Here is a 24,505-nt window from a genome sequence, read left to right on the forward strand (position 1 = left end):
GGCTCAGCGATTGGACTTGATCTTGCTCCAGGAGCGGGTCATCTGCCGCAGGATCGCGGGGCTCTGCATGGTCGAAACATACAGGTTGTCCAGCACGTCCTGGGGCGGATAGATCTCGGGGTTGTTCACCAGCGCCGGGTCCATGTCGGCCTTGGCATCCGGGTTGGCGTTGGCATAGCCGACCGTGGCGCTGACCTTGGCGATCACCTTGGGGTCGAGCAGGTAGTTGATGAAGGCCAGGGCCTGCTCGGGGTTCTTGGCGTCCTTGGGGATGGCCAGCAGGTCGAACCACAGGTTGCTGCCTTCCTTGGGAATGCTGTAGGCGACCTTGACACCATTGCCAGCCTCCTCGGCGCGGTGGGCGGCCTGCAGCACGTCGCCGGAATAGCCGAAGGCGATGCAGACATCACCATTGGCCAGGTCCGAGACGTACTTGGAGGAGTGGAAGTAGGTGATATAGGGGCGCAGCTCCAGCAGGCGGGCCTCGGCCTTGCGGTAGTCGTCGGCCTTCTCGCTGCGCGGGTTCATGCCCAGGTAGTTGAGGATGGCCGGGAACAGTTCGTCCGGCGAGTCCATGAACGCCACGCCGCACTGCTTGAGCTTTTTCAGGTTCTCGGCTTCGAACAGCACCGCCCAGGAATCGATCTTGTCGATGCCCAGCACCGCCTTGACCTTGTCGACGTTATAGCCGATGCCATTGGTGCCCCAGAGGTACGGTACGGCGTACTGGTTGCCCGGGTCGTTCTGCTCCAGCTGCTTGAGCAGCTGCGGGTCCAGGTGCTGCCAGTTCGGCAGCTTGCTGCGATCCAGCGGCAGGAACGCGCCGGCCTGGGCCTGGCGCGCAAGGAAATGGTTGGAGGGCACGACCACGTCGTAGCCGGTGCGCCCGGCCAGCAGCTTGCCCTCCAGGGTTTCGTTGGAATCGAACACGTCATAGACCACCTTGATCCCGCTGCTGGCCTGGAAGTCGGCCAGGGTGGTGTCACCGATGTAGTCGGTCCAGTTGTACACGCTCACCGTCGGCTGGGCCTGGACGGCGGCGCCGAACAGCAGGGCGAAGGTTGCGGGGATCAAAGCTTGCGGATAACGCATGTCGACACCTCGTTGGTCTTGTTCTTCGAATTCGGTGGTGTAGGGGCTGGTTTGCAGCCCATCACCGGCAAGCCGGTTCCCACAGCAATGGTGTTGCTGGTGTGGGAGCGGGCTTGTCAGTGAAGGGGGGCACGGTACCCCCAAGGCGGATCACACGCTGAGCAGCAGGAACTCCCGCTCCCACGAGCTGATGACGCGCTTGAAGTTCTCATGCTCGGCACGCTTGACCGCAACATAGCCCTGGACGAACTGCTGCCCCAGGTACTGCTGGACCTTTTCGCAGTCTTCCATGTGCTGCAGCGCATCTTCGATGGTGATCGGCAGGCGCAGATTGCGTCGCTCGTAGGCGCGGCCCTGCACCGGGGCGCTGGGCTCGAGTTTTTCGACCATGCCGATATAGCCGCACAACAGGCTCGCGGCGATGGCCAGGTAGGGGTTGGCGTCGGCGCCCGGCAGGCGGTTCTCCACGCGCATCGCTTCGGGGCTGGAGGTCGGCACGCGCAGCCCGGCGGTGCGGTTTTCCTCGCCCCACTCGACGTTCACCGGCGCCGAGGTGTCGGGCAGGAAACGACGGAACGAGTTGACGTTCGGCGCGAACATCGGCAGCAGCTTGGGAATGTATTTTTGCAGGCCGCCGATATGGTGCAGGAACAGCTCGCTCATGCTGCCGTCGTCATTGGCGAAGATCGGCTTGCCGGTGGCGATGTCGACCACGCTCTGGTGCAGGTGCATGGCGCTGCCCGGCTCGTCGGTGATCGGCTTGGCCATGAAGGTGGCGGTGACGTTGTGCTTGAGCGCCGCCTCGCGCATCGTGCGTTTGAACACGGTGATCTGGTCGGCCAGGTCCAGGGCGTCGCCGTGTCGGAAGTTGATCTCCATTTGCGCCGGGCCGTCCTCGTGGATCAGCGTGTCCAGGTCCAGGCCCTGGATTTCGCACCAGTCGTAGACGTCCTCGAACAACGGGTCGAATTCGTTGGCGGCATCGATGGAGAATGACTGGCGGCCACTCTCGGCGCGACCCGAGCGGCCCAGCGGCACCTGCAAAGGCAAGTCCGGGTCTTCGCAGCGCTGGGTCAGGTAGAACTCCATCTCCGGCGCGACGATCGGTTGCCAGCCCTTGTCGGCATACAGCTTGAGGACCTTCTTCAGCACGTTGCGCGGCGACAGCTCGATGGGGTTTCCCTGCTTGTCGAAGGTGTCGTGGATGACGATCGCGGTCGGTTCGATGGCCCACGGGATCTGGTACACCGCCGTGGGATCGGGGCGGCAGACCATGTCGATGTCGGCGGCGTCGAGCAGGCTGTAATAGATGTCGTCGTCGACGTAGTCGCCGGTGACGGTCTGCAGCAGCACGCTCTCCGGCAGGCGCATGCCGCGCTCGTGGAGGAACTTGGCGGTCGGGGCGATCTTGCCGCGGGCGATGCCGGTCAGGTCGCTGATCACGCATTCGACTTCGGTGATCCGGTGTTCTTTCAGCCAGGTGGACAGCTGATCGAAGGGGGCGTTCATACAAACCTCTTGGTTGGGTAGTTGTGGTGGGACGCAAGGCGTTCATCGCCGCAGGGCACTTCCCACAGGTGACGCTGAGGACTATCTTGGTCGCAGCCTACGCGGCGATCTATCCACTTTTTTCGACAAGCAATGCACCAAAAGAGTGCATCTAGGACAGCGCGTGACAACGCCAACCGCCTTGCAGGTCCAGGATTACCGCACCACCGATGTGACCGAACAGACCCGCGCCACCCCTGGCTGGCAGCAGCAATACCGGCAGATGTCCCCCGGGCATTTCAACGGTCAGTTGCGCTGGCTTGGCCTCGATGGCGTGGAGGTGTACGAGGAGCGCCTGAATACCCGGGTCGAGCAGTTCTTTCGCGCGCCCAGCGGCGCCCTGGCGTTCTGCTTCGACCGCAGCGAAAACAGCCTCTATCTACTCAACGAAGACAGCCGCAATATCTGGATCACCCCGGAGAACTACCAGGAGGTGGCGGTGGTGTTCGAGCAGCCGTTTTTGGCCAGCCATGGCCTCGACCTGGAACGCCTGCGCGGCTTGTTCATGGTGCCACTGAGCTGCCAGCAAAATGCTTTGTTCGGCAACTGGCTGAGCGCCACGCTGACCCGCTTGGGCCAGGCCGATTGCCCGCTGGAAGGCGGGGCGTTGGGCGAGCAGTTGCTGGAGGACTGCCTGTTCATCCTCGACAACGCCGGGCAGCATCTGCAGGGGGATGCGTTGGGGCGGCGCGACGAGGAACGGGCGATCATGCGTCGGGTCAGCGAGTGGGCCGCCGACTGCCCCGACGAAACCCTCAATCTGCTGCAGTTGGCCAAGGTTGCCGGTGTTTCCGTGCGTCAGTTGCAGCAAGCCTTCAAGGGTTTCACCAACCTGCCACCGGCGCAGTGGTTGCGCCTGCGTCGTCTGAACGGCGCGCGGCGTGACCTGCTGGTGGGGGACGCGACCGTTGCCGAGGTGGCGATGCGTTGGTCGTTCTGGCACCTGGGGCGGTTTTCCGAAAGCTACCGGCAGCTGTTTCACGAACTGCCCAGTGAGACGCTTCGGCGCGGCAGGGGTTGACCGGCCGGCAGCGCGCTCGCGGTTTCGAAGTTTCTTGCCCCCGCTCGGCAGCGGGGGCAAGCCGCCAGATCAGTTGCGATCCAGCCACACCGTCTGGGCATTGGTGAACTCGCGCACGCCGAAGTGCGACAGCTCGCGGCCAAAGCCACTTTTCTTCACGCCACCGAACGCCACACGGGGGTCGGATGCGCAGTAGCCGTTGATGAACACGCCGCCGGTGTCCAGCGTAGCGGTCATGCGCTCGGCCAAGGCGTAGTCGGCGGTGTAGATGGTCGCGGCCAGGCCGAACTCGCTGTCGTTGGCCAGCGCCACCGCGTGCTCGGCGTCACGAGCGCTGATGATCGCCGCCACCGGGCCGAACAGTTCCTGTTTGAACGCGGTCATGTCCGGAGTGACGTTGGCGAACACGGTCGGCTCGTAGAAGTTGGCCGCGCCTTCGACCTTCTTGCCCCCCAGCAGCAGGGTGGCGCCTTCGGCAAGGGTTGCCTGGACCTGGCCATCGAGTTCATCGCGCAAGTCGTAGCGTGCCATCGGGCCGATGTAGGTGGCGTCGTCCAGCGGATTGCCGATGGTCAGCGCACGGGTGGCCTCGACGAACTTGTGGGTGAACGCCTCGACAATGCTTTCTTCGACGATCAGGCGCTTGGCGGCGGCGCAGACCTGGCCGGTGTTCTGGTAGCGGCCAATCACGGCGGCCTTCACGGCAGCATCGAGGTCGGCATCGGCCAGTACGATGAACGGATCGGAGCCGCCCAGCTCCAGCACGCACTTCTTAAGCGCCGCACCGGCCTGCGCGCCAATGGCCATGCCGGCGCGCACGCTACCGGTGAGGGTGATAGCGGCGATGCGCGGGTCGTTGATGGCGCGGGTGACGCCTTCGGGGGTGACATTGATCACCTCGAATACGCCTTCAGGCAGGCCGGCGCGCTTGAACAGGTCGGCCAGCAGGTAGGCGCTGCCCATTACGTTGGGCGCGTGTTTGAGCACATAGGTATTGCCCGCCAGCAGCGCCGGTACCGCGCCGCGCAGCACCTGCCAGACCGGGAAGTTCCATGGCATCACGGCGAGGATCGGGCCCAGCGGGCGGTATTCGATGCGGGCTTTTTCGATCTGGGTCGGCTCCGGCGCCAGCATGGCCGGACCGTGCTCGGCGTACCACTGGCACAGGCCGACACATTTGCTGACTTCGCCACGTGCCTGGCTGATCGGCTTGCCGATCTCGCGGGCGATCATCTGGGCGAAGACTTCGGCGTTGGCCTGCAGGGCCCGCCCGAGCTCGACCAGGTACTCGCTGCGCTGACCCAGCGACACGTTGCGCCACTGGTTGTAGCCGGCCTTGGCGCGTTGCAGCGCCGCGTCAAGTGCGGCGTCGGTGTCGAAGGCGTAGTGGCCGATCCGTTCGCCGCTATAGGGGTCGACGGAGATGGCGTGGGTCAGGCTGCTGATCTCGCTCATGGCAGGACTCTCGTTGTTTTGATCGGATGAGCCCAGACTAGGGGTGGCGCGCTTTAATGAAAACTGAATAATAATGAGCGAAACATTCACGTTTGGAGAATGATCGTGGACCTGGTGCAACTCGAGATGTTCAAGGCCGTGGCCGAGCACGGCAGCATCAGCGCCGCCGCCCAGCAGATCCATCGGGTACCGTCGAACCTGACCACCCGCATCAAGCAGTTGGAGGAAGACCTGGGCGTCGAGCTGTTCATTCGCGAGAAAAGCCGCCTGCGCCTGTCGCCGGCCGGCTGGAACTTCCTTGAATACACCCGGCGCATCCTCGACCTGGTGCACGAGGCGCGGTTGACCGTGGCGGGCGAGGATCCCCAGGGCACCTTCGCCCTGGGTTCGCTGGAGAGCACCGCGGCGGTGCGCATCCCGGCCTTGCTGGCGGCGTACAACCAGCGCTACCCCAAGGTCGACCTGGACCTGTCCACCGGCCCGTCGGGGACCATGCTCGAAGGCGTGCTGTCCGGACGCCTGGTGGCGGCCTTCGTCGATGGCCCGGTGCTGCACCCGACGCTCGAGGGCATGCCGGTGTTCGAGGAAGAGATGATGGTCATCGCGCCGCTGAACCACCCGCCGGTCAGCCGCGCCCGTGATGTCAACGGGTCGAGCATCTACGCGTTCCGCGCCAACTGCTCGTACCGCCACCATTTCGAGAGCTGGTTCGTCCACGACCAGGCGGTGCCGGGCAAGATCCACGAAATGGAGTCGTACCACGGCATGCTCGCCTGCGTCAGTGCCGGCGCGGGTCTGGCGATGATGCCGCGCAGCATGCTTGACAGCATGCCGGGGTGCAGCACGGTTAGCGCCTGGCCGATGGCCGAGGACTTCCGCTACCTGAAGACCTGGCTGGTGTGGCGGCGGGGCACGGTGTCGCGCAGTTTGAGCATGTTCATCAAGCTGCTCGAAGAGCGTCGTGAGCTGCCCGCGCCCTGATGGACTAACGGTGCGCGGCGATGCGAATCCCTGCCTCGGAAGCAACCCCAGAAGCAGAACGGCATCCGCTACCTACAAGGCGGTATTGGCCAGGACGAGGCCAATGCCCTGCGCCGCACGCCCGGCTATGACCTGCATATCACCCTCTCGACGGGAGCGGACGGCAAGTTCCAGAGCGGTGCTGCGCTGGATATCCAGTCGGCCCAGGGGCAATCGGTGCTGGCGCTACAGGACGTGGGGCCGCTGATCTTCGTACAGTTGCCTGCGGGGCACTACCGGGTGATCGGCAATGCCGATGGCCGGACCGTGCAGCAGCAGGTGACGGTGGACGGCAAGGCGCCGGCGCGGGTTGATCTGAACTGGCGCTGAAAGCTAGCCCTTTCAAGGTGTTTTGGGCGCTAGGCGATTGACCGAGTGAGGGCTACCACGTATCCGCCGTCAGGCTTGCACCGCCTATCAGATCGAGCGCCGCGCGGGCGGCGCTCGATCTGATAGGCGCAGGAGGCTTCGCGGCGAACAAGAAGAGGCAAAATACGAATGAACCCTTGAATGGAACGCAGTGTCCTTAGCCAATAGTGGCAAATTACTTTCCACTTTCTGTTCATTCGGACAATAATCGAAGAAGTATTACCACTTGTAACCCGGTTGGATGTACCGGGTCGCCGGTGCACAACGAGGGGCGCAGCCCCCACTTGCCCGCAGGTACGCGCAATATCGCGGGCCTGCCCGTGAAGACCATCAGGAGAAGTCATTTAATGAAGACCCGTCTCGCCACAGCGTTGGTTGTCGCCGTATTGGCATGCGCTGGCGCCAATCTGGCCCAGGCCGCCCAAGTATCCGGTGCCGTGGGCGCCACTAGCCAGGGTGACATGACCTACCGTATCGGGTTGTCGTTCGACTGGGATAAGAAATGGCTGGAAAGCAGCACTGGTCACCTGACCGGTTACTGGGACGCGGCCTACACCTACTGGGAAGGCGGGGAGGCCAGCGGCGCCCACTCGCTGTCGTTCAGCCCGGTGTTCGTCTATGAATTCAGTGGCTTTACCTATACCCCGTTCATCGAGGCCGGTATCGGTCTGGCGGCATTCTCCAAGACCGACGTGGGGGACCAGCGCCTGGGGTCGTCGGTGAACTTCGAGGACCGGATCGGTTTCGGCCTGAAGCTGCCGGCGGAGCAGAAGATCGGCATTCGCGCCATGCATTATTCCAACGCCGGGTTGAAGCAGCCTAACGATGGGATCGAGTCGTACTCGCTGTTCTACAGCAAAGCCTTCTGAACCGGGCAAGCCCGCTCCTGCCGCGAGGGAGCGGGCTTTAGTCGTTAACGCACGGCCTTGATCGCCAGCACATTGCACAGCGGGTGCTCCAGCACATGCGCCGTGGTGCCGCCGAGAAATGCCTGCAAGGCATCGTGCCGATGGTTGCCCATGACGATCACATCCACCCGGTGGTCGGCGATGTACTGGGTGATCGCCTTGACCGCCGGTCCTTCGAGGAAGTGGCGGCGCTCCAGGTCGATCTGGTAGTGGTCGCCCAGGCGGTTGAACGCCGTGCGCTGGGCCGTGCGCACGCTGGTGTCGAAACCTGGCATGGTCACGGTCCCGGCGCCGAAATCGGCGATATGGGTCCTGGCCGCATCGCATACGTGCAACAGGTGCAGCTCGGCGTCGCACTGCAGGGCCAGGGCGTGGGCGCTACGGATCACCTGGTCGTCCAGGTGTTCGCCCGTGCCATGGCTGTTGAGGTCGACCGCCGCGGCGATCTGTCGGGGCAGGGGCAAGCGGATATCGCTGACCAGGTGCACCGCCACCGGGCTGTCCTTGAGCAGTTGCCAGTCCAGCGGTGTCACCAGCAGGCGCTTGAGGATGGGTTCATGCTGCACGTCCTTGACCAGCAGGTCGCAGCCCAGGCGCTCGACCTGCTCCAGCAGGCTGCCCAACGGGTCGCGGGTCAACAGCAGTTCGGTGGAGACATCCAGGCCGGCATTGCGCAGTTGCTCGGCCTCGTCAGCCAGCCACTGGCGGTTGTCCTCGAGCAAGCGTTCGCGTTCGCGGCCGTCGCTCATCAGGCCGAAGGTGTCGACATCGTCGACGAAGACGTTGAGATCCAGCAGGGCCCCGCTGGATTCGGCCAGCGCCGCGGCGCGCTGCAGGGCAGGCGTATGGCGCATCTGCGGGCCGAGCATGACCAACAATCGCTTGAACTGGCTCATCTCACACCTCCACGTGTGGCAGCCCCCTGTTCAGTCTAGACCCGCCGCCGATGAAATCCCGTGGAGCGACGGCGGGTCGTCTTTCAGTGCGGCGCGCGTGGGATGGTCTTGAGCAGGTCTTCCGGGCTGATGTGCCCAACCACCTGGGCCACTGCGCTGCCCGGGGTCGGCAGGTCGATGATGTGGCTCTTCATCTTGCCGATCACATGCATCTCGCAGGGTTTGCAGTCGAACTTCAGGGTCAGCACCTCGTCACCCTGGATCAGCTGCATCGGCGCCACCTTGGTGCGTACGCCGGTCACGCCCTTGGCCTGCTTGGGGCACAGGTTGAAGGAGAAGCGCAGGCAGTGCTTGGTGATCATCACCGGCACTTCGCCGTGCTCTTCATGGGCCTCGTAGGCCGCGTCGATCAGCTGCACGCCGTGGCGGTGGTAGAAGTCGCGGGCCTTCTGGTTGTAGACGTTGGCCAGGAACGACAGGTGCGACTCCGGATACACCGGCGGTGGCGTGGTCTCGGCCTTGCGTCCGCCACGCGGGTGCGCCTTGACCCGGGCTTCGGTCAGCGCCTCGATGGCTTCGCGGCGCAGGGCCTTGAGCTGCGAGTTGGGGATGAAGTAAGCCTGCGGGGCATCGAGCTCGATGGCCGTGGCGTGGTACATCGTGGTCCCCAGCTGGCCGAGCAGGTCGTGCAGTTGGTCCAGGGCCTGCTGTGGCTTGTTGGCTGCACCGAACGGCCCGTCCAGGGCCACTTGCACACTGACACCCTCTTCACTGCTGAGGGTGAGCATCAGGCGCTGTTCGCGCAGTACCGCATGCCACTCGACACCCACCCGACGCTCGGCGGAGGTGCGCTGCAGCGCCTGCTGCCAGTTGTGGTCGAGGTTGCGCGACAGCGGGTGGTTGGGGCGTAGCTTGTACAGGCCCTCGGGCATCTCGTTGGGCTCGACACGGTAGCGGTAGCGCTTCTGGCCGTCTTCCTCGGATTCGCTCTTGAGTTCGGCGATGTTGGCGCGAAAGCCCACGACTTCACGCTTGACCAGCACATTGAGGCCGTCGCCGTTTGTCAGCGGCACATCGGTGGCCACCAGCAGGTCGCGTTTGCCGACTTTCTCCACCACGCCGACCGGCAGGCCGGTGAAGGTCGGCGAGTCGAAGGCGCCGATGTCGATCTTGCGATCACTGACGAAGTAGTCGGTGCTGCCGCGGTGGAAGGTCTTGTCCGGGTCCGGCACGAAGAAGTGTTCGGTACGCCCACTCGAGGCGCGGGCCAGCTCGGGGCGGTCCTCGAGGATGGCGTCGAGCTCCTTGCGGTAGTGGGCGGTGATGTTCTTCACGTAGGCCACGTCCTTGTAGCGGCCCTCGATCTTGAACGAGCGCACGCCGGCATCGACCAGGTCGCGCAGGTTGGCGGTCTGGTTGTTGTCCTTCATCGACAGCAGGTGCTTCTCGAAGGCCACCACGCGGCCCTGGTCGTCCTTGAGGGTATACGGCAGGCGGCAGGCCTGGGAGCAGTCGCCACGGTTGGCGCTGCGACCGGTCTGGGCGTGGGAGATGTTGCACTGGCCGGAGAAGGCCACGCACAGCGCGCCGTGGATGAAGAACTCGATGGCCGCGTCTGTCTCGGCGGCGATGGCGCGGATCTGCTGCAGGTTCAGCTCGCGGGCCAGCACCAGCTGGGAGAAACCGGCCTGGTCGAGGAACTTGGCCCGCTCCAGGGTGCGGATGTCGGTCTGGGTGCTGGCGTGCAGCTCGATCGGCGGGATATCCAGCTCCATCACCCCCAGGTCCTGCACGATCAGCGCATCGACACCGGCGTCGTACAGCTGATGGATCAGCTTGCGCGCAGGCTCCAGCTCGTTGTCGTGGAGGATGGTGTTGATGGTGGTAAATACGCGGGCATGGTAGCGCCGGGCGAACTCCACCAGTTCGGCGATATCACTGACCTCGTTGCAGGCGTTGTGGCGCGCGCCGAAGCTCGGGCCGCCGATGTAGATGGCGTCGGCGCCGTGCAGGATCGCTTCGCGGGCGATGCTCACGTCACGGGCAGGGCTGAGCAGTTCCAGGTGGTGCTTTGGAAGGGACATGTCGTTATAGGTTCGGGCTGTCACGGTAAGGCGGGCATTGTAACGGTGAATCGGGGCGGGGGCATCCATAACTGATGAACTTGCCCAAACGGTGGTAGTGGGCCTGGCATTTTTGTCAGTGATGCGTGCGGCGCGGTGGTGATAGCGTTGGGCCCAAAATCTTTCTGCGAAAGGTTATGCGATGACTTCCAACCGTTTGGCTGTGATCGACCAGCAGCGATCAGTGTTGGGGAGCTCCAGCCTGCCTAGGGCTTACACGCCGTATGGGGCGGTTTCTGATAAGCGTGGAGCAGTTTTGGCCTATTGCGGCCAGGCCCGTGATTCACTGACAGGCCATTACCACCTGGGCAATGGGCATCGGACCTTTAATCCTTTGCTGATGCGGTTTAACTCGCCCGATCGATTGAGTCCGTTTGCGGTGGGGGGCTTGAATGTCTACGCGTACTGCATGGGTGACCCTGTTAACCGGAACGATCCAACGGGGCGTGTCGCGACGTTGAACGTGGCGTTGTACACGGCTGGCGGGTATGCGTCAGGGAAGTTGCATGAGCACTTGCTGACCCTTTGGAACATGTTCAGTTACAACGTGGACAGAGCAAAGGCACTGACGCTAGATCCAGCAGCGGCCAGGGATCTACCGGCGCTTTCCAAAAGGGATGTAGGACAAGCTGTACTCGGCGCTGTGACCAGTACTGTTGCATTTGCTGTTGCGGCAGGCGGTACGTACAACGAGCTTCAGATGAGTGCCAAGGCTGTCGACATCATTCCAGCTGCCCCTGGCGTATCTGATCCAGTTGGGGAAATCGTTCTACCGGTGCTCAATCTTCTGACCGCTGGTGCCTCCAAAATGAGCGATGCCATGGCTGGGGACTTGAGTGGGAAGTATAAAGAACTTGCTCGCAAGGGGTCAGAGAAAGTCCAGGAGTTGAACGCCAGAGGGGCGTCTATAAGACAACCTGATGGTGCCTCACAAGGAAGACGAGCTAGTCGGACGAGCACCCTGACTACTAATTCGGTTTGAGGGGCACGCCGCCTGACAGGCAGATGCAGTTGGCAGGCGGCGTAGTGCAAGAAAAGTCGACTTGAGGCGATCAGCCCTTGGCCGCCATCGCCGTCACTTCCACACGCATCCCCTCGAACGCCAGCGCAGCCACGCCCACCGCCGCGCGCACCGGCCATGGCTTCTTGAAGAACCGCTGGTACACCTCGTTGAACGCCGCCCGGTCGGCCATGTCGGTCAGGTAGATGGTCAGGTGCAGTACCCGGTCCATCGAGCTGCCGGCGCGCTCCAGGGCGACCTTGAGCGCCTGCAGGGTGCATTCGCACTGGGTGGTGATATCGCCCAGCTCTAGGCTGCCGTCGGCCTGCACGGGGATCTGGGTGCTGACCAGGATGCCGTTGTACTCGGCAACGTCCGAGGAGATCGAGTCGGCGTCCGGGTCGGGGGTGTAGATAATGTCGGTGTTTGCCATGGGGGTTCGCCTTGCAACGGAAGGAAACCGCCAAGCCTACGCGAGCGGGTCGGGCTGGTCGAGGCGTGGCGGCCGGTCGCGGGTATTTGAAATGCGTGCCGCGGGCGGTCAGAATCGCGCCCCGCCCCGGCCACTGGCGCCGGGCCCAGGTTGTCAGAAGAGGCTTGCGTTGAACGAACACACATTGTCCATGCGTCTGGAACGGGTGGCCGCCCATGTGCCGGCCGGGGCGCGCCTGGCCGATATCGGCTCGGACCATGGCTACCTGCCGGTGGCGCTGGCGCGCCGCGCTGCGATTGTCGCGGCGGTGGCCGGCGAGGTGGCGCTCACGCCCTACGAGGCTGCACGACGCACCGTGCGCGAGAACGGCCTGGAGGATCGCATCACCGTGCGTCATGCCAACGGCCTTGCGGCCATCGAACCGGGTGACGGCATCACCGCGATCACCCTCTGCGGCATGGGCGGCGAGACCATTCGCGATATTCTCGAGGCCGGCAAACAGCACTTGGGCGGGCACGAGCGCCTGGTCCTGCAACCCAACGGCGGCGAGCCGGCGTTGCGCCAGTGGCTGATGGACAACGACTACCGGATCGTCGGTGAGGAAGTGCTGCGGGAAAACCGTTTCGACTACGAGATCATCGTCGCCGAACGTGCCGACGCGGTCACCTACACGGCTGAGGAGCTGTATTTTGGTCCGCTGCTGATGCAGGCGCGTAGCCCGGCCTTCCTGTTCAAATGGCAGCGTATGCTGCGTCAGAAGCAACAGACCCTGGCCAACTTCGCCCGGGCACGTCAACCGGTGCCCGAGGACAAGCTGCGGGAGATGACCCGCCAGGCACGCTGGATCAGCGACCTGCTGGCTTGAGGCCTCTTACTTGGGGTTGACCACGCTGGCTGGCACCTTAAGCACCAGCACACCCCCAAGCACGATGGCCACGGCCAGTACCTGCAGGGCCAGGCCCGGGTTGGCGGTGCTGTCGCGCATCCAGCCGATCAGGTAGGGCGCGGCGAACGATGCGATGCTGCCGAACGAGCTGATCATGGCGATACCGGCGGCCTGGGCGCCACCTGCCAGGAACGCCGGCGGCAGTTGCCAGAACATCGGCAGGGCGGCGCTGGCGCCCATGCCGGCAACCACCAGCCCGGTCATCACCAGCAAGGCATTGCCCGGTGCCGAGCCGGCCAGGGCGATACCGGCGGCGGCCATCAGCAGCGGCGCGCACAGGTGCCAGCGGCGTTCGCGCCGGCGGTCCGAGGAGCGCCCGCAACCGAGCATGAACAGGCACCCGGCCAGGTAGGGGATGGCGCTGAGCAGGCCGACCTGGCCGTCGCTGCCGATGCCGGCGCCGTGGATCAAGCTGGGCATCCAGAAGGCCAGGGTGTTGACCGCCAACATCACCGCGAAATACACCGTCACCAGTAACCAGACCTGCGCGTTGCCGAACAGGCCGCGCAGCGAACTGATGGGTTTGTGCCGCTCCTCGCCGGTCATTTCTTCGCGTAATGCGCGCTTTTGCCCGGCATCGAGCCAAGCGACCTGCTCGAAGCTGTCCGGCAGGCACTTGAGCACCACCAGTCCGAGCAGCACCACCGGCAGGCCCTCGATCAGGAACATCCATTGCCAGCCGCGCAGGCCGCCCTGGTCGTGAAAGGCCTGGAGGATACCGCCGGACAACGGCCCCCCGACCACCCCGGCGAGGGGCACGGCAATGGCGAACAACGCGGTGACTTGCGCGCGCCGCCGCGCAGGGTACCAGCGGTTGAGCACCACGAGGATGCCAGGGAAAAAGCCCGCTTCGGCCACCCCCAGCAGAAACCGCAAGGTATAGAAGCCGGCAGCGTCCTGCACCCACATCATGCCGGTGGACAACAGGCCCCAGACCACCATCAGGGTGGCGATCCAGCGCCGCGGCCCGATTCGCTCCAGGGCCAGGTTGCTGGGCACGCCGAACAGCGCGTAGGCGATGAAGAACAGGCCGGCGCCCAGGCCGTAGACCGTGTCGGAAAAGCCCAGGTCGGCGCTCATCTGCATCTTGGCGAAGCCGATATTGATGCGATCCAGATGGGCGAACAGGTAGCACACCAGCAGCAGCGGCATCAGCCGCCAGGTGATGCGGGCATGGGTGGCGTCGCAGGCGCGCACGGGCGTGGCCGTGGAGGTATCGATCGTATTCATGGTCCGGGACGTTCTTGTTGTTGTCCCGGCAGATCATGCGGCGGTGTCGCGGGCGGGCAAATGCACTTTCAGCAAGATGGCTGGTATTTTTCCCTGGGCTTAGAGCTGCGAGCAGTTGCCCATCTGCCGGTAGTCGACTTCGCGGGTCTGGCCCTGGTGGTCGACGTAGACCATGTGCGCGGTGCCCACCTGGCAGTCGGCGTCGTTGCTGGCCGGGGTGATCGAGATGACTTTGGCGATGTCCAGCGGCATGCCGTATTCGTAGGTGCTGGCGGTGGTGTCGGCCAATGCGCCAAACGAGGCGAGGGTGGCGCTCAGGGCGAGCAGGGCGATGGAACGGTTCATGACAGGCTCCTCATTCAGTGCGGATAACCTAATGATCCATTCATTTGTGTTTCACAATAAATGGGCTATCCCGTGATAGATTGTTGCCTTTCATGTATGAATGAGGGTGTCGGCCCATGGACATGCTGCATGCGATGCGAACCTTCGCCCGGGTAGTTGAATGCGGCAGCTTCGCCGCGGCGGCCCAGGCCCTGGACATTTCGGCGGCGCAGGTGTCGCGGATCGTCGCGGAGCTTGAGAATCAGCTGCAGACCCGCCTGCTGCACCGCACCACCCGGCGCTTGCGCATGAGCGAGGCGGGGGAGCGGTTTCTGGAGCGTACCCGACAGATCATGCTGCTCACCGAGGAGGCGGTGGACGAGGCCCGTGGCGCCCACCTCACGCCTCGCGGCCACTTGCGTTTTCATTGCACCCATGGCCTGGGCTTGCTGATGATGCCGCTGGTGGCGCGCTACAACGCCACTTGCCCGGAAGTGGTGATGGAACTGACGCTGTCGCAGCGCAACCCCGACCCGCTGGCCGAGGGGCATGATGTGGTGATCACCATCGGACAGGGGCTGCCGGATTCGCAACTGATCGCCATCCCGCTGGGCAGCATCCACAGCATTCTCTGCGCCTCCCCCGAGTACCTGGCCCGCCACGGCGTGCCCGAGCGGCCTGAGGACCTGCATGAGCATGTCTGCCTGCGCACGGTCGACCCGCTGTTCGAGGAGGACTGGTCGTTCGAGGGGCATTCCGACAGCTGTGTGATCGTGCCCCAGGACACCTTCCTCACCAACGTCGCCGACGCCATGCTCAAGGCCACCGAGCTGGGCATGGGGGTGGGTCTGTTGCCTTACTATTCGGCCAGCCAGGCCATGGAGGAGGGGCGCCTGTGCCGGTTGCTGGCGCCGCATCGGCTGCGCCAACGGGAGATCTACGCGATCTACCCGTCGCGGCATTTTCTGGACGCCAAGGTGCGCACCTGGCTGGATTTTCTCAAGGAACAACTGCCGCTGCTGTTTGCCGAGCATCAGCGAGTGGCGGATGAGCCCCGCTACTGGCGTTGACAGACAGTCGGGTCAACGGCTGTCCTGATCCTCGGCGCTGCCGCCCGACGCTCCAGCCCCGGAGCCTGTGGCTTCACCGGTGCTGTTGGAGCCACCGGCAGCGCCGTCGGCAGCATCGGAATCGGTGCCGGTGTCACTGCTGTCGTTGTCCTTGCTGCCACCGGGGCTGTTGACGCTACTGCCGTCACCGGCAGTCTTGCCCTGGTCGGTTGAGCGTTCGGTGTGGCTGCCGCCACCGTTCATGTCGGTTGCCGCAAGGCTCAGGGTGGCGCCGCTACCAAGCAGCAGAGCCAGCAACAAGGCGAGGGGACGTGGATTGGCCATGATGAATCTCCTGTCGGATGACGTGTCATGGTTGGGCCGCCACAGCCGCGCCAAGGTGCCCGTCAAGCGACGGGCGGTCCTTGGTATGAGCGGTCAGTGCGCCTCGGGACGCGGCGCCTGCTGGCCATGCGTGGTGTCCATCGCCTCCAGCGTCGGGTGCTCCTGGGCCGCGTGCATCAGGTCCTCGGTCACCCGCAGCTCCGCGCCGGTCGGCGAGAAGGTCGCGGTCGGCGCGAAGGGCGCCGGGTGCTCCGGTGCCGGGCGCTTGCCACGGCGCCAGAGGAAGAAACCGACCATTGTCAGGTTGATGGCAGCAAAGGCCCAGAACAAACCGGCCTCGCCGTAGGCGGTCATCATCGGTGAAATGGCCAGCGGCGCCATGGCCGAGCCCAGCGAGTTGATCAACAGCAGCCCCTGGATCATCGGCACCAGCGCGTCGGCCGGGGCACGGTCGGCGGCGCTGCTGACGGCCACTGGATACAGCGCGAACACACCGCCGCCGAGCAGGAACAGCAGTGCTGGCAGCAGCACGGTGTCGGCCGGCAGCAGCACGATCAGCACCGACAGCACGGTGCACAGGGCGGCCAGGGCGATCAGCACGTCCTGGCGGTCCTTGCGATCCGACCAGCGCCCGACCGGGTACTGCAGCAGCATGGCGCCAAGGATCACCCAGGCCATCATGTCGCCGACCTTGCCCACATCCAGGCCGATGCGTTGCAGGTACAGCGGCAGCAGGGCGTAGATCCCGGCGATGGCGACCCCCGAGCCGAAGCAGCCGACCAGCCCGGTCGGCGCCACACCCAGCAATTGCCGTGGCTTGAGCGGCTCCACCTGGTCCAGCAGCGGCGATACCCGTGGCAGGATCACGATCGGCAGCACCGACAGCGTGGCGAGCATGCCGGCAACCATGAACGGCGCGGTCTCGCCCCAGCCGGTGACTTCGCCCAGGCCAGCCTGGGCGATAACCCCGGCGCCATAGAAGGCGATCATGTACAGCGCCAGGAGGCGCCCACGGATCTTGGCGTCGCCGGCCAGCAGCAGCCAGCTCTCGATCACCAGGAACACCCCGACCGCGGCCCAGCCGTTGATCAGGCGCAGGGCGAACCACCAGGTGGTGTCGTAGAACAGGCCCTGCAGCAGGATGGTCGCGCCGATCAGGGCGGCGAAGCTGCTGTAGGCGCGGATGTGGCCGATGCGCAGGATCAGGCGGTCGTTGAAGATCGCCCCCAGGGTCAGGCCGATAAAGTAGGCCGAGGAGACTACGCCGATAGTGGTCGCCGATTCGCCGGCGGCGCCCAGGCGCAGGGTGGTCAGGGAAGACAGCACGCCATTGCCCAGGGCAATGATGAACAGGCCGAGCAGGGGTGCCAGCGCCATCGCCAGCAAACGCACAGACATAGTTACCTCAAGGTTGAAAAGAGCTCAGATGCGCCTTTTCGGCTGCACGGGCCGGGTCGTGGCGCGGTGCAGTGCGACCTGGGCGGGCTGCGACCTTGGCAAGATTCAACCGCAGACCTGATAGAGGCAGGCCAGGCGGGGGCGGTTGAGCCTGTTGCACATGCGCGATGTGATGAGGCGTGAACGCTGTCTTTGCGGGCGGTTGCCACCGGCTGGGGCGACGGGCGAAAAGGAGGCGGGATTTTAAGGCCTGTGCAGGATTTGCCAAGTAGGAAAAGGCTGCGACGAGTAGCCGCAGGTGCGTCAGCCCAGCCGCTTCGCCGTCAACAGCAGGGATTGCGGTACCTGGCTCTGCGGATGCTGCGGTTCCTGCAACGCCAGCAGGTCGAACCCGGCCAGTTCCAGCGCTTTGAGCCAGCTGCCCAAGGTGCGGAAGTACCAGGGCATGGGGCGCCAGTCACCGGCAAAACCGGCGAACGACTCCTCGCGCCAGCCATCCTGGTAGTGGCCGGCGGCGGCCGTCCACGGGTGCAGGGTCTGGATCAGCAGCGTGCCGCCGGGCAGCAGCAAGGCCCGTATGGCGCAGAGCAGGGGGATGATGTCCTGTTGCAGGAGGGCGAAATTGGCGCACACCAGGTCATAGCCGTGGCCGATGTCCACCGTGCCTTCGGCCAGTTGCCGGTAGCTGGCCAGGTGAACCTGCGGTGAGCCCGCCGAGTGCGCGGCGGCAACCAGCGTCCCATCGCCATCCACACCGACCGCGTCGATGCCTCTCGCCGCCAGGGCCCGCAGCAACCAGCCCTCGCCGCAGCCCAGGTCGAGCACCCGGGCAGGCTGACGTGCGAGCACGGCGAGCAGTATCGCCTGGTCGGTGACCTCGCGGCGGGAGGCGATGGTGCCGGAGCGTACGGCCTCGACCCAGGCCTGGGCGTTGTGCCGCCAGCTGTCCAGCAGGGGATCGGTGGTGGTGGGCATGGTCAGGTTCGATGAAGGTGGGTGGCTTCAGCATAGGACAGCCTTGTATCCGAGGCCCTTTGCTCTGCACACTGGCGCACCTGCGAAGGAGCATGGCATGGCACTTGCGAAAGCGGATTTCACCACGCGCCTGCTGGTCGATGCCGGTATCGGCCCTGGCATGCGCGTGCTCGACGTTGGATGCGGCAGCGGCGATGTGAGCTGGCTGCTGGCTCACCTGGTGGACGGAGATGGAGCGGTGGTCGGCGTTGACCAGGCGGTGGGCGCCCTGGAAATCGCACGCCAGCGCGAGACACCCAAGGGCGCGGCGGTACCTGAGTTCGTGCAGGCTGACCTGCAGGCACTGCCCGAGTCCCTGGGGTTGTTCGACGCCATCGTCGGGCGTCGGGTGCTGATGTACCAGGCGGAGCCGGTCAAGGCCCTGCGCCTGTTGGCCCGGCACCTGCTGCCCGGTGGTCTGATGGTGTTCCAGGAGCATGACGGCAGTCTCACCCCGGCCAGCCTGGAGCCCTTCCCGTTGCATCACAAGGCCCAGCAATGGCTGCAACGGATGCTGGCCCACGAGGGGGCGGACCTGCATATCGGTTTCAACCTGCATCGGCTGTTCAGCGAGGCGGGGCTGGCGGTCGAGGACCTGCGCGCCGAGTGCCTGGTGCAGACACCCGACAGTGCCTACCCCTTGGCCGATATCGTTCGCGCCTGCCTGCCGCGGATCATCGCCCATGGCGTGGCTACGGCCAGGCAGGTCGGGATCGATACGCTGCACGCGCGACTGGAGGCCGAGCGACTTCAGTCGAGGGGCATCTACATAGGCGACATGGCCTTTGGCATCTGTGCGCGCAAGCGCTGAACAATGTGTTTATTTGATCAAGGAGATATCGGATGGCGCAGTACACCGCACAAGTGACCTGGAACCGTGACGGGCAGGATTTTCTCGGTAACCACTACAGCCGGCGGCATGTATGGCGTTTCGATGGTGGGGTGGAAGTGCCGGGCTCTTCCTCGCCCCATGTGGTGCCGTTGCCGATGTCGGATGCCTCGGCGGTGGATCCTGAGGAGGCGTTTGTCGCGGCGTTGTCGAGTTGCCACATGCTGTGGTTCCTGTCCCTGGCGGCCAAGCGGCGGTTTTGTGTCGAGCGGTATGTTGATGATGCCTTGGGGGTGATGGGGGTCGACGAGGCAGGGCGCATGGCCATGACCGTGGTGACCTTGCGGCCGGTGGTCGAATTTTCCGGGGAGCGGCGGCCTGGGGTTGATGAGTTGGAGCGGTTGCATCATATGGCGCATGAGGCGTGTTTTATTGCCAACTCGGTGAAGACTGAGGTTCGGTGTGAGCCGGTGGTTTCTGGGTGAGATATTGATTGTTGATTGTTGATTGTTGATTGTTTAGAAAGTTGTATGCGCATTCATTTGCGATGTCGACGCTTAATCACCTTTCCGCCCTTACGGCGGGTTACTTAATGAGATGGTCACCCCGGCACCCTGCGAGGCGTACGCTTTCGCAGGGTGCTTTTACTTCGGAGACCGTCATCATGAGCAGCGTGACCCTGATCGGCATCGACATTGGTAAACATACCTTCCACCTGCACGCCCAGGACAAGTTCGGCAAAGAGGTAATGCGCAAGAAGTGCTCAAGGCAGCAGATGATGCGGTTTCTGGCCAATCATCCCCCTTGCACGGTAGTGATGGAGGCCTGTGCCGGTTCACACTGCCTGGCGCGAGAAATCAAAGCGATGGATCATGAGGCCAAGCTGATCTCGCCGCAGTTCGTTAAACCTTTCGTCAAGAGCAACAAGAATGACTTCGTCGATGCGCAAGCCATCTGCGAAGCCGCTTCCCGACCCTCCATGCGCTTTGTGACGCCAAAATCGCCTGAGCAGCAAACGCTCTCTGTTTCTCATCGGATGCGTGAATCATTGATCCGCGACCGAACCAAGACGGTGAACCAGATGCATGGGTTCCTGCTCGAATTCGGTGTCAGCCTGCCGACCGGATTGGCAGTGGTCAAACGCCTTGCTTCGGTGCTTGAAGAGCACGACCTGCCAATACGGCTCGTCGCATTACTGCAGCGCCTGCATGATCATTTCGTCTACTTGAGCGAGCAGATCAAGGTGTTGGACAAAGAGCTGGAGAGCCAACTGGCTGACGATGATCTAGGCAGTCGTTTGCTGAGCATGCCGTGTGTTGGGCCGATCACCGCCAGCCTGCTGGCTGTAGAAATGGGAGATGCTCGGCAGTACGGCAGTAGCCGGGACTTTGCGGCCTCTGTAGGTCTGGTGCCCCGCCAGTACAGCACTGGTGGTAGGCCAGCTTTGCTGGGGATCAGCAAGCGTGGCGACAAGAACCTTCGGCATTTGCTGGTGCTGTGCGCACGGGTCTACATGCTTCGCCTGAAGTATCAGAAAGGCCCATTGGCCGATTGGGTGCGTTCATTGCTCGCGCGACGTCACTCCAATGTGGTGGCCTGCGCGTTTGGCCAACAAACTGGCACGCATTGCGTGGGCCATTGCCACTCGGCACACGCAATATAAAACGGAGCCAGACGCGATAAACGCCTGACCCCGTTGTGCTGCACCGAGTTTCACCATCAGGTTTTGCGATAGCTGAACAACAGATGAAATAAACGGCCGATCGGCCTGGCGATGATCCTGAACGACCAATTGGCTCTTGGAAGCCGCCTACTTTGTTAGGATCGCCAGGTGCGAATGCTCATCGTGGCGCGGGATGCGAGCCCAATAGACGCCGGATAGATTGAAGCAAGCCATCCATTCCATCTGATGAACAGTATTGCAAAAAATGGGGTGACCATAGATTGGTCTTAACTCGCCGTCCGCGGCCAAAGTAACCAAAGCCGCTGCGCTCCATTCATCCGGCCCCTGCGCTTCGCTCCGGGGTTCCCTCACTCCGGCCTTGCTCCCGGGAGGACCGCGCTGCAGGGCCCATCCTGGGCCCCAGCGCTTGACGGGCATCCATGCCCGTCACCTCCCTCCGCAAGTCCTGCGTTCGGCCTCCTGAAGTCGCGCAAGTTACGGGCGGCGCCTGAACTAACGCAGCTGTCGCTAGTTGAAAGTTTAATTAATCTCTCGAATATCGCCAGTCGCGGTTATATACAGCCCTGTAGGGGCGGGTTTGCCCCGCGAAGAGGTCGAAACATTCAAGGAATAACAAACTACAGAACAAATGATCTCTTGCTCTTGCTCTTGCTTCTAAGCGCGCGATAGTTCAGGCAACGCCAATTGCGACTTCAGGAGGCCGAGCGGAGTTCTTGCGGAGGGAGGTGGCGGGCATGGATGCCCGTCAAGCGCTGCGCCCCAGGATGGGGCGTTCAGCGCGGTCCTCCCGGGAGCAAGAACGGAGCGAGGGAACCCCGGAGCGAAGCGCAGGGGCCGGATGAACGGAGCGGGACGGTTTTGCCTACTTTTCCCACGAGAAAAGTAGGCCGCCGTAAGGGCGGAAAGGTGACTAAATGTCGTTATCTTCTACGAATGCGCATAAAAATATCAAAACAGTAATCCGAGGGTGTCAGAAATTTTGTGTTCGGGCATAACATGAGTAAGAGGTGCATGTATGCCAACCAAAAAGAAACCCTTGCGTGACCTGCCCAAAATCCCCAAAGAGCTGCTGGAGCAGTTCGGTGAGGGCCTGATGACCGCAGAGGCTATCGAGGATGCCTCTGCGGCGTTCAAGAAGGCCTTGATCGAACGCGCTCTGCACGCCGAACTTGGCCACCACCTGGGTTATCCGCCGGGCGCGCAGCGCCCAGAGGATGAAACCAACCAGCGTAACGGCAAGAGTGGCAAGACGGTTTTGACCGGCGATGGCCCGCTGCGGCTGGAAATTCCTCGTGACCGAGACGGCAGTTTTGCGCCCATTCTCATCCCCAAGCATGAGCGGCGGTACACCGGTTTCGATGACAAGATCATCGCCATGTACGCCCGTGGCATGACGGTCAGAGAGATCCGAGCCTTTCTGTCCGAGCAGTATGGAACAGAGGTCTCACCCGACTTCATCAGCTCTGTGACAGACGAGGTCATGGAAGAAATTGGCGCGTGGCAGCAGCGGCCACTGGAGCCCATGTACCCGGTCATTTTCTTCGATGCACTGCGGGTGAAGATCCGCGAAGAAGGCTTGGTGCGCAACAAGGCCATTTACTTGGCGCTGGGCGTTCTACCCGACGGGACGCGCGATATCTTGGGCATCTGGATCGAGAACACCGAGGGTGCGAAGTTCTGGATGAAGGTCTTTAACGATCTCAAGACACGTGGTGTCGAGGATGTGCTGATTGCCGTGACCGATGGCCTCAAAGGCATGCCAGAGGCTCTCAGCGCCGTGTTTCCAGAGACGACGCTGCAGACGTGCATCGTGCACCTGATCCGCAACAGCCTGGACTTTGCAGCCTGGGACAAGCGGCGGGCACTGGCCAAGGCGCTCAAGCCGATCTACCAGGCCATCAACGCCGAAGCGGCTGAGCAGGCACTCGATGAGTTTGAAAACGGGCCCTGGGGCAAGCAGTATCCAACGGTCGTTGCGGCCTGGAGACGCGCCTGGGATCGAGTGATTCCCTTCTTTGTCTTCCCACCAGCCATCCGGAAAGTGATCTACACCACCAACGCCATCGAGAGTATCAATGCCCAGCTGCGCAAGATCATCAAGACCCGAGGCCATTTCCCGAACGATGATGCAGCTACCAAGCTGATCTGGTTGGGGCTGCGAAACATCACGGCGAACTGGGGCTCAGCGGCGCATGATTGGAAAAGTGCGATGAATCAATTCGCGATTTTGTACGGAGATCGGTTCATCAGGCCGACCTGGTGAAAGTCAGGGCCTGCCTGACGGCAGGCCGTTACCGGCCCGCACACAAAAAATCTGACGCTTCCCGAATGCGCATAAAAATATCAAAACAGTAATCCCATAACCAGAACAGAACAGAACAGAACCAAACCTTTCAGGCAATAAACTCCGACTCCCCAACCTTCCGCCCCTCACCCTCATCCTGCCGAACACTGAGCACCACAGCCCTCCCACACAACCCGACCAACCCCAAACTGGCCACCACGATATCCCCCATCCCCATACCAGCAAGCATCAAAAATAGACTGATCCGAAACAGTGCGGTCATGGCCATCTCCAAGGCAGGGTTAACGAACTCCAGAAAACCACCATAACCCTGAAGCCCCCCATCGACACCGGCAGGACAAGCCTTTGGCACTGAATCCCCCCGCTTTGGCAGAAAGCCCATCACTTGACGCCACCCCCCATCCCTGATTTGATTGAAACCGTTTTCATCAACCCTGCAAAAGCGCAAACAAGAAGGAAACAGGGTGAACAAAGAGCCAGCTCCCGTCCGCGGGCGGGTCACCATCAGCGAGGTCGCCAAGGCCGCCGGCGTTTCCAAGGCGACGGTCTCGCGCTACATGGGCGAAGACAGGCAACTGCTCGCCGAAGCCACCGCGCAACGCATCGAGGCCGTCGTCGAGCGCCTCGGCTACCGCCCCAACCGCATGGCCAGCGCCCTCAAGCGCGGCCGCACCGGGCTGATCGGCATGCTCCTGGCGGATATCCGCAACCCCTACTCGGTGGCGGTGATGCACGGCGTCGAGACAGCCTGCCGCCAGCACGGCTACAGCCTGGTGGTGTGCAACACAGACTACGATGACGACCAGGAACGCAATCACCTGCAGGCCCTGCAGTCGTACAACGTCGACGGCCTGATCGTGAACACCCTCGGCCACCGCGCCGATGAATTGGCGAAGCTGGCCCGTGACTTGCCGATGGTGTTGGTCGACCGGCAACTGGCCGGCCTGGCGGTCGACCTGGTAGGGCTGGACAACAGCGACGCCGTCGAACAGGCCCTCGATCACCTGCAACGCTGCGGTTATCGCGACATCCTCGCCGTGACCGAGCCGCTCGACGGCACCAGCTCCCGCCAGGAGCGGGTCGATGCCTTCCAGGCTTCCATCGCCCGGCGCCCTGGCCTGCGTGGGCAGGTGCTGGAGGTGGGCGTGGACCTGCCGGAGCAACTGGGCAGCTTCATGGCCGGGGCAGGGCACGGCCCGCAGGCGCTGTTCACCTGCAACGGCGTTGCCACCCTGGAAGTGGTAAGCGTGCTGCACGCCCGCGGCGGGACGCTGTTCCAGGATGTGGGCCTGCTGGCGCTGGACGAACTGGACTGGTACCCGCTGGTAGGCAGCGGCATCACCGCCCTGGCCCAGCCCACCGGGCGGATCGGTGCCGCAGCGTTCCAGTGCCTGCTGGAGCGCCTGCAAGGCAGCGGTTCGCCGGCACGGCGCCTGGATTTGCAAGCCGAACTGATCCCGCGAGGCTCCACCCGATCACAAGCATGACGGCGTCCTTGACGCCGTTGCTGCTGACG

Annotated in this window: 22 protein-coding genes and 2 pseudogenes; 12 read left to right on the plus strand and 12 right to left on the minus strand. The window is 63.4% G+C overall.

Annotated elements, in window-relative coordinates:
* Positions 1-3: 3 nt before the first annotated feature.
* Together K5H97_RS12675 and K5H97_RS12680 are read right to left on the minus strand one after the other, a co-directional pair.
* Positions 4-1,092: a polyamine ABC transporter substrate-binding protein gene (locus K5H97_RS12675; RefSeq protein WP_028689490.1), complete on the minus strand. Its 1,089-nt coding sequence runs from the start codon at positions 1,090-1,092 to the stop codon at positions 4-6.
* A 150-nt stretch (positions 1,093-1,242) separates the two neighbouring features.
* Positions 1,243-2,601, minus strand: a complete 1,359-nt coding sequence (locus K5H97_RS12680) for a glutamine synthetase family protein (RefSeq protein ID WP_028689491.1) — start codon at positions 2,599-2,601, stop codon at positions 1,243-1,245.
* A gap of 163 nt (positions 2,602-2,764) precedes the next feature.
* On the opposite strand from K5H97_RS12680, the gene K5H97_RS12685 reads away from it, so the two are divergent.
* Positions 2,765-3,661 carry a helix-turn-helix domain-containing protein gene (locus tag K5H97_RS12685; protein ID WP_028689492.1) on the plus strand — a complete coding sequence of 299 codons (897 nt, stop codon included), beginning with the start codon at positions 2,765-2,767 and terminating at the stop codon, positions 3,659-3,661.
* Positions 3,662-3,730: 69 nt separating this feature from the next.
* Here the strand turns inward: K5H97_RS12685 and K5H97_RS12690 are convergent, their stop codons facing one another.
* A complete protein-coding gene (locus K5H97_RS12690) occupies positions 3,731-5,116 on the minus strand; it encodes an aldehyde dehydrogenase family protein (protein ID WP_028689493.1) in 1,386 nt (461 codons plus the stop codon).
* A 105-nt stretch (positions 5,117-5,221) separates the two neighbouring features.
* Between K5H97_RS12690 and ptrR the strand changes: the two genes are divergently transcribed.
* From ptrR to K5H97_RS12705, 3 genes and pseudogenes are all read left to right on the plus strand, one after another.
* On the plus strand, positions 5,222-6,097 hold the full coding sequence (gene ptrR, locus K5H97_RS12695) for a putrescine utilization regulator PtrR (protein WP_028689494.1): 876 nt from the start codon (positions 5,222-5,224) through the stop codon (positions 6,095-6,097).
* Positions 6,098-6,139: 42 nt separating this feature from the next.
* Positions 6,140-6,466 (plus strand): annotated as a pseudogene (locus tag K5H97_RS29855) (carboxypeptidase regulatory-like domain-containing protein); the annotation flags it as partial.
* Positions 6,467-6,852: 386 nt separating this feature from the next.
* Positions 6,853-7,374, plus strand: coding sequence for an acyloxyacyl hydrolase (locus tag K5H97_RS12705; protein WP_028689495.1), 522 nt, complete (start codon positions 6,853-6,855; stop codon positions 7,372-7,374).
* Between the two features lie 44 nt (positions 7,375-7,418).
* Here the strand turns inward: K5H97_RS12705 and K5H97_RS12710 are convergent, their stop codons facing one another.
* A complete protein-coding gene (locus K5H97_RS12710; protein ID WP_028689496.1) occupies positions 7,419-8,309 on the minus strand; it encodes a universal stress protein in 891 nt (296 codons plus the stop codon).
* An 83-nt stretch (positions 8,310-8,392) separates the two neighbouring features.
* Positions 8,393-10,393 carry a peptidase U32 family protein gene (locus K5H97_RS12715; RefSeq protein ID WP_028689497.1) on the minus strand — a complete coding sequence of 667 codons (2,001 nt, stop codon included), beginning with the start codon at positions 10,391-10,393 and terminating at the stop codon, positions 8,393-8,395.
* A gap of 181 nt (positions 10,394-10,574) precedes the next feature.
* Between K5H97_RS12715 and K5H97_RS12720 the strand changes: the two genes are divergently transcribed.
* Positions 10,575-11,414: an RHS repeat-associated core domain-containing protein gene (locus K5H97_RS12720; protein WP_081791537.1), complete on the plus strand. Its 840-nt coding sequence runs from the start codon at positions 10,575-10,577 to the stop codon at positions 11,412-11,414.
* 70 nt (positions 11,415-11,484) lie between these two features.
* On the opposite strand, the gene K5H97_RS12725 is transcribed toward K5H97_RS12720, so the two are convergent.
* The gene (locus K5H97_RS12725; RefSeq protein ID WP_028689498.1) at positions 11,485-11,865 is read right to left on the minus strand and encodes a RidA family protein; all 381 of its coding nucleotides are present in this window, start codon (positions 11,863-11,865) and stop codon (positions 11,485-11,487) included.
* Between the two features lie 169 nt (positions 11,866-12,034).
* Between K5H97_RS12725 and K5H97_RS12730 the strand changes: the two genes are divergently transcribed.
* Positions 12,035-12,730, plus strand: a complete 696-nt coding sequence (locus K5H97_RS12730) for a tRNA (adenine(22)-N(1))-methyltransferase (protein WP_028689499.1) — start codon at positions 12,035-12,037, stop codon at positions 12,728-12,730.
* 6 nt (positions 12,731-12,736) lie between these two features.
* Here K5H97_RS12730 and K5H97_RS12735 read toward each other — a convergent pair whose 3' ends face one another.
* Together K5H97_RS12735 and K5H97_RS12740 are read right to left on the minus strand one after the other, a co-directional pair.
* Positions 12,737-14,041, minus strand: a complete 1,305-nt coding sequence (locus K5H97_RS12735; RefSeq protein WP_028689500.1) for an MFS transporter — start codon at positions 14,039-14,041, stop codon at positions 12,737-12,739.
* Positions 14,042-14,140: 99 nt separating this feature from the next.
* A complete protein-coding gene (locus K5H97_RS12740) occupies positions 14,141-14,386 on the minus strand; it encodes a DUF2790 domain-containing protein (RefSeq protein ID WP_028689501.1) in 246 nt (81 codons plus the stop codon).
* Positions 14,387-14,502: 116 nt separating this feature from the next.
* Between K5H97_RS12740 and K5H97_RS12745 the strand changes: the two genes are divergently transcribed.
* Entirely contained in the window at positions 14,503-15,435 is a 933-nt protein-coding gene (locus K5H97_RS12745; RefSeq protein ID WP_028689502.1) for a LysR family transcriptional regulator, read from the plus strand.
* Positions 15,436-15,447: 12 nt separating this feature from the next.
* Here K5H97_RS12745 and K5H97_RS12750 read toward each other — a convergent pair whose 3' ends face one another.
* The 3 genes from K5H97_RS12750 to K5H97_RS12760 form a co-directional block, all read right to left on the minus strand.
* Positions 15,448-15,759, minus strand: coding sequence for a hypothetical protein (locus K5H97_RS12750; RefSeq protein WP_028689503.1), 312 nt, complete (start codon positions 15,757-15,759; stop codon positions 15,448-15,450).
* A 93-nt stretch (positions 15,760-15,852) separates the two neighbouring features.
* Positions 15,853-17,157 carry an MFS transporter gene (locus tag K5H97_RS12755; RefSeq protein ID WP_028689504.1) on the minus strand — a complete coding sequence of 435 codons (1,305 nt, stop codon included), beginning with the start codon at positions 17,155-17,157 and terminating at the stop codon, positions 15,853-15,855.
* Positions 17,158-17,460: 303 nt separating this feature from the next.
* Positions 17,461-18,132 carry a class I SAM-dependent methyltransferase gene (locus tag K5H97_RS12760; protein WP_028689505.1) on the minus strand — a complete coding sequence of 224 codons (672 nt, stop codon included), beginning with the start codon at positions 18,130-18,132 and terminating at the stop codon, positions 17,461-17,463.
* A 97-nt stretch (positions 18,133-18,229) separates the two neighbouring features.
* Here K5H97_RS12760 and K5H97_RS12765 point away from each other — a divergent pair, with 97 nt between their 5' ends.
* From K5H97_RS12765 to K5H97_RS12780, 4 genes and pseudogenes are all read left to right on the plus strand, one after another.
* On the plus strand, positions 18,230-18,982 hold the full coding sequence (locus K5H97_RS12765) for a methyltransferase domain-containing protein (protein ID WP_028689506.1): 753 nt from the start codon (positions 18,230-18,232) through the stop codon (positions 18,980-18,982).
* Between the two features lie 32 nt (positions 18,983-19,014).
* Positions 19,015-19,485, plus strand: a complete 471-nt coding sequence (locus K5H97_RS12770; protein ID WP_028689507.1) for an OsmC family protein — start codon at positions 19,015-19,017, stop codon at positions 19,483-19,485.
* A gap of 179 nt (positions 19,486-19,664) precedes the next feature.
* Positions 19,665-20,691 (plus strand): annotated as a pseudogene (locus K5H97_RS12775) (IS110 family RNA-guided transposase).
* Positions 20,692-21,699: 1,008 nt separating this feature from the next.
* Positions 21,700-22,947: an IS256 family transposase gene (locus K5H97_RS12780; RefSeq protein ID WP_060489951.1), complete on the plus strand. Its 1,248-nt coding sequence runs from the start codon at positions 21,700-21,702 to the stop codon at positions 22,945-22,947.
* 130 nt (positions 22,948-23,077) lie between these two features.
* On the opposite strand, the gene K5H97_RS12785 is transcribed toward K5H97_RS12780, so the two are convergent.
* Positions 23,078-23,461: a hypothetical protein gene (locus tag K5H97_RS12785; RefSeq protein ID WP_139121066.1), complete on the minus strand. Its 384-nt coding sequence runs from the start codon at positions 23,459-23,461 to the stop codon at positions 23,078-23,080.
* Here K5H97_RS12785 and K5H97_RS12790 point away from each other — a divergent pair.
* A complete protein-coding gene (locus tag K5H97_RS12790) occupies positions 23,454-24,476 on the plus strand; it encodes a LacI family DNA-binding transcriptional regulator (protein WP_028692132.1) in 1,023 nt (340 codons plus the stop codon). The two genes, K5H97_RS12785 and K5H97_RS12790, sit on opposite strands and share 8 nt — an antisense overlap.
* Positions 24,477-24,505 lie beyond the last annotated feature (29 nt).

It is taken from the genome of Pseudomonas mosselii, from assembly GCF_019823065.1.
GTDB lineage: Bacteria > Pseudomonadota > Gammaproteobacteria > Pseudomonadales > Pseudomonadaceae > Aquipseudomonas > Aquipseudomonas mosselii.

Excerpts from the sequence above, each read along its gene's own strand:
- K5H97_RS12675 (WP_028689490.1), bottom strand. The coding sequence starts at position 1,092 with ATGCGTTATCCGCAAGCTTTGATCCCCGCAACCTTCGCCCTGCTGTTC.
- K5H97_RS12680 (WP_028689491.1), bottom strand. The coding sequence starts at position 2,601 with ATGAACGCCCCCTTCGATCAGCTGTCCACCTGGCTGAAAGAACACCGG.
- K5H97_RS12690 (WP_028689493.1), bottom strand. The coding sequence starts at position 5,116 with ATGAGCGAGATCAGCAGCCTGACCCACGCCATCTCCGTCGACCCCTAT.
- K5H97_RS12705 (WP_028689495.1), top strand. The coding sequence starts at position 6,853 with ATGAAGACCCGTCTCGCCACAGCGTTGGTTGTCGCCGTATTGGCATGC.
- K5H97_RS12710 (WP_028689496.1), bottom strand. The coding sequence starts at position 8,309 with ATGAGCCAGTTCAAGCGATTGTTGGTCATGCTCGGCCCGCAGATGCGC.
- K5H97_RS12715 (WP_028689497.1), bottom strand. The coding sequence starts at position 10,393 with ATGTCCCTTCCAAAGCACCACCTGGAACTGCTCAGCCCTGCCCGTGAC.
- K5H97_RS12720 (WP_081791537.1), top strand. The coding sequence starts at position 10,575 with ATGACTTCCAACCGTTTGGCTGTGATCGACCAGCAGCGATCAGTGTTG.
- K5H97_RS12725 (WP_028689498.1), bottom strand. The coding sequence starts at position 11,865 with ATGGCAAACACCGACATTATCTACACCCCCGACCCGGACGCCGACTCG.
- K5H97_RS12735 (WP_028689500.1), bottom strand. The coding sequence starts at position 14,041 with ATGAATACGATCGATACCTCCACGGCCACGCCCGTGCGCGCCTGCGAC.
- K5H97_RS12740 (WP_028689501.1), bottom strand. The coding sequence starts at position 14,386 with ATGAACCGTTCCATCGCCCTGCTCGCCCTGAGCGCCACCCTCGCCTCG.
- K5H97_RS12745 (WP_028689502.1), top strand. The coding sequence starts at position 14,503 with ATGGACATGCTGCATGCGATGCGAACCTTCGCCCGGGTAGTTGAATGC.
- K5H97_RS12750 (WP_028689503.1), bottom strand. The coding sequence starts at position 15,759 with ATGGCCAATCCACGTCCCCTCGCCTTGTTGCTGGCTCTGCTGCTTGGT.
- K5H97_RS12755 (WP_028689504.1), bottom strand. The coding sequence starts at position 17,157 with ATGTCTGTGCGTTTGCTGGCGATGGCGCTGGCACCCCTGCTCGGCCTG.
- K5H97_RS12760 (WP_028689505.1), bottom strand. The coding sequence starts at position 18,132 with ATGCCCACCACCACCGATCCCCTGCTGGACAGCTGGCGGCACAACGCC.
- K5H97_RS12765 (WP_028689506.1), top strand. The coding sequence starts at position 18,230 with ATGGCACTTGCGAAAGCGGATTTCACCACGCGCCTGCTGGTCGATGCC.
- K5H97_RS12770 (WP_028689507.1), top strand. The coding sequence starts at position 19,015 with ATGGCGCAGTACACCGCACAAGTGACCTGGAACCGTGACGGGCAGGAT.
- K5H97_RS12780 (WP_060489951.1), top strand. The coding sequence starts at position 21,700 with ATGCCAACCAAAAAGAAACCCTTGCGTGACCTGCCCAAAATCCCCAAA.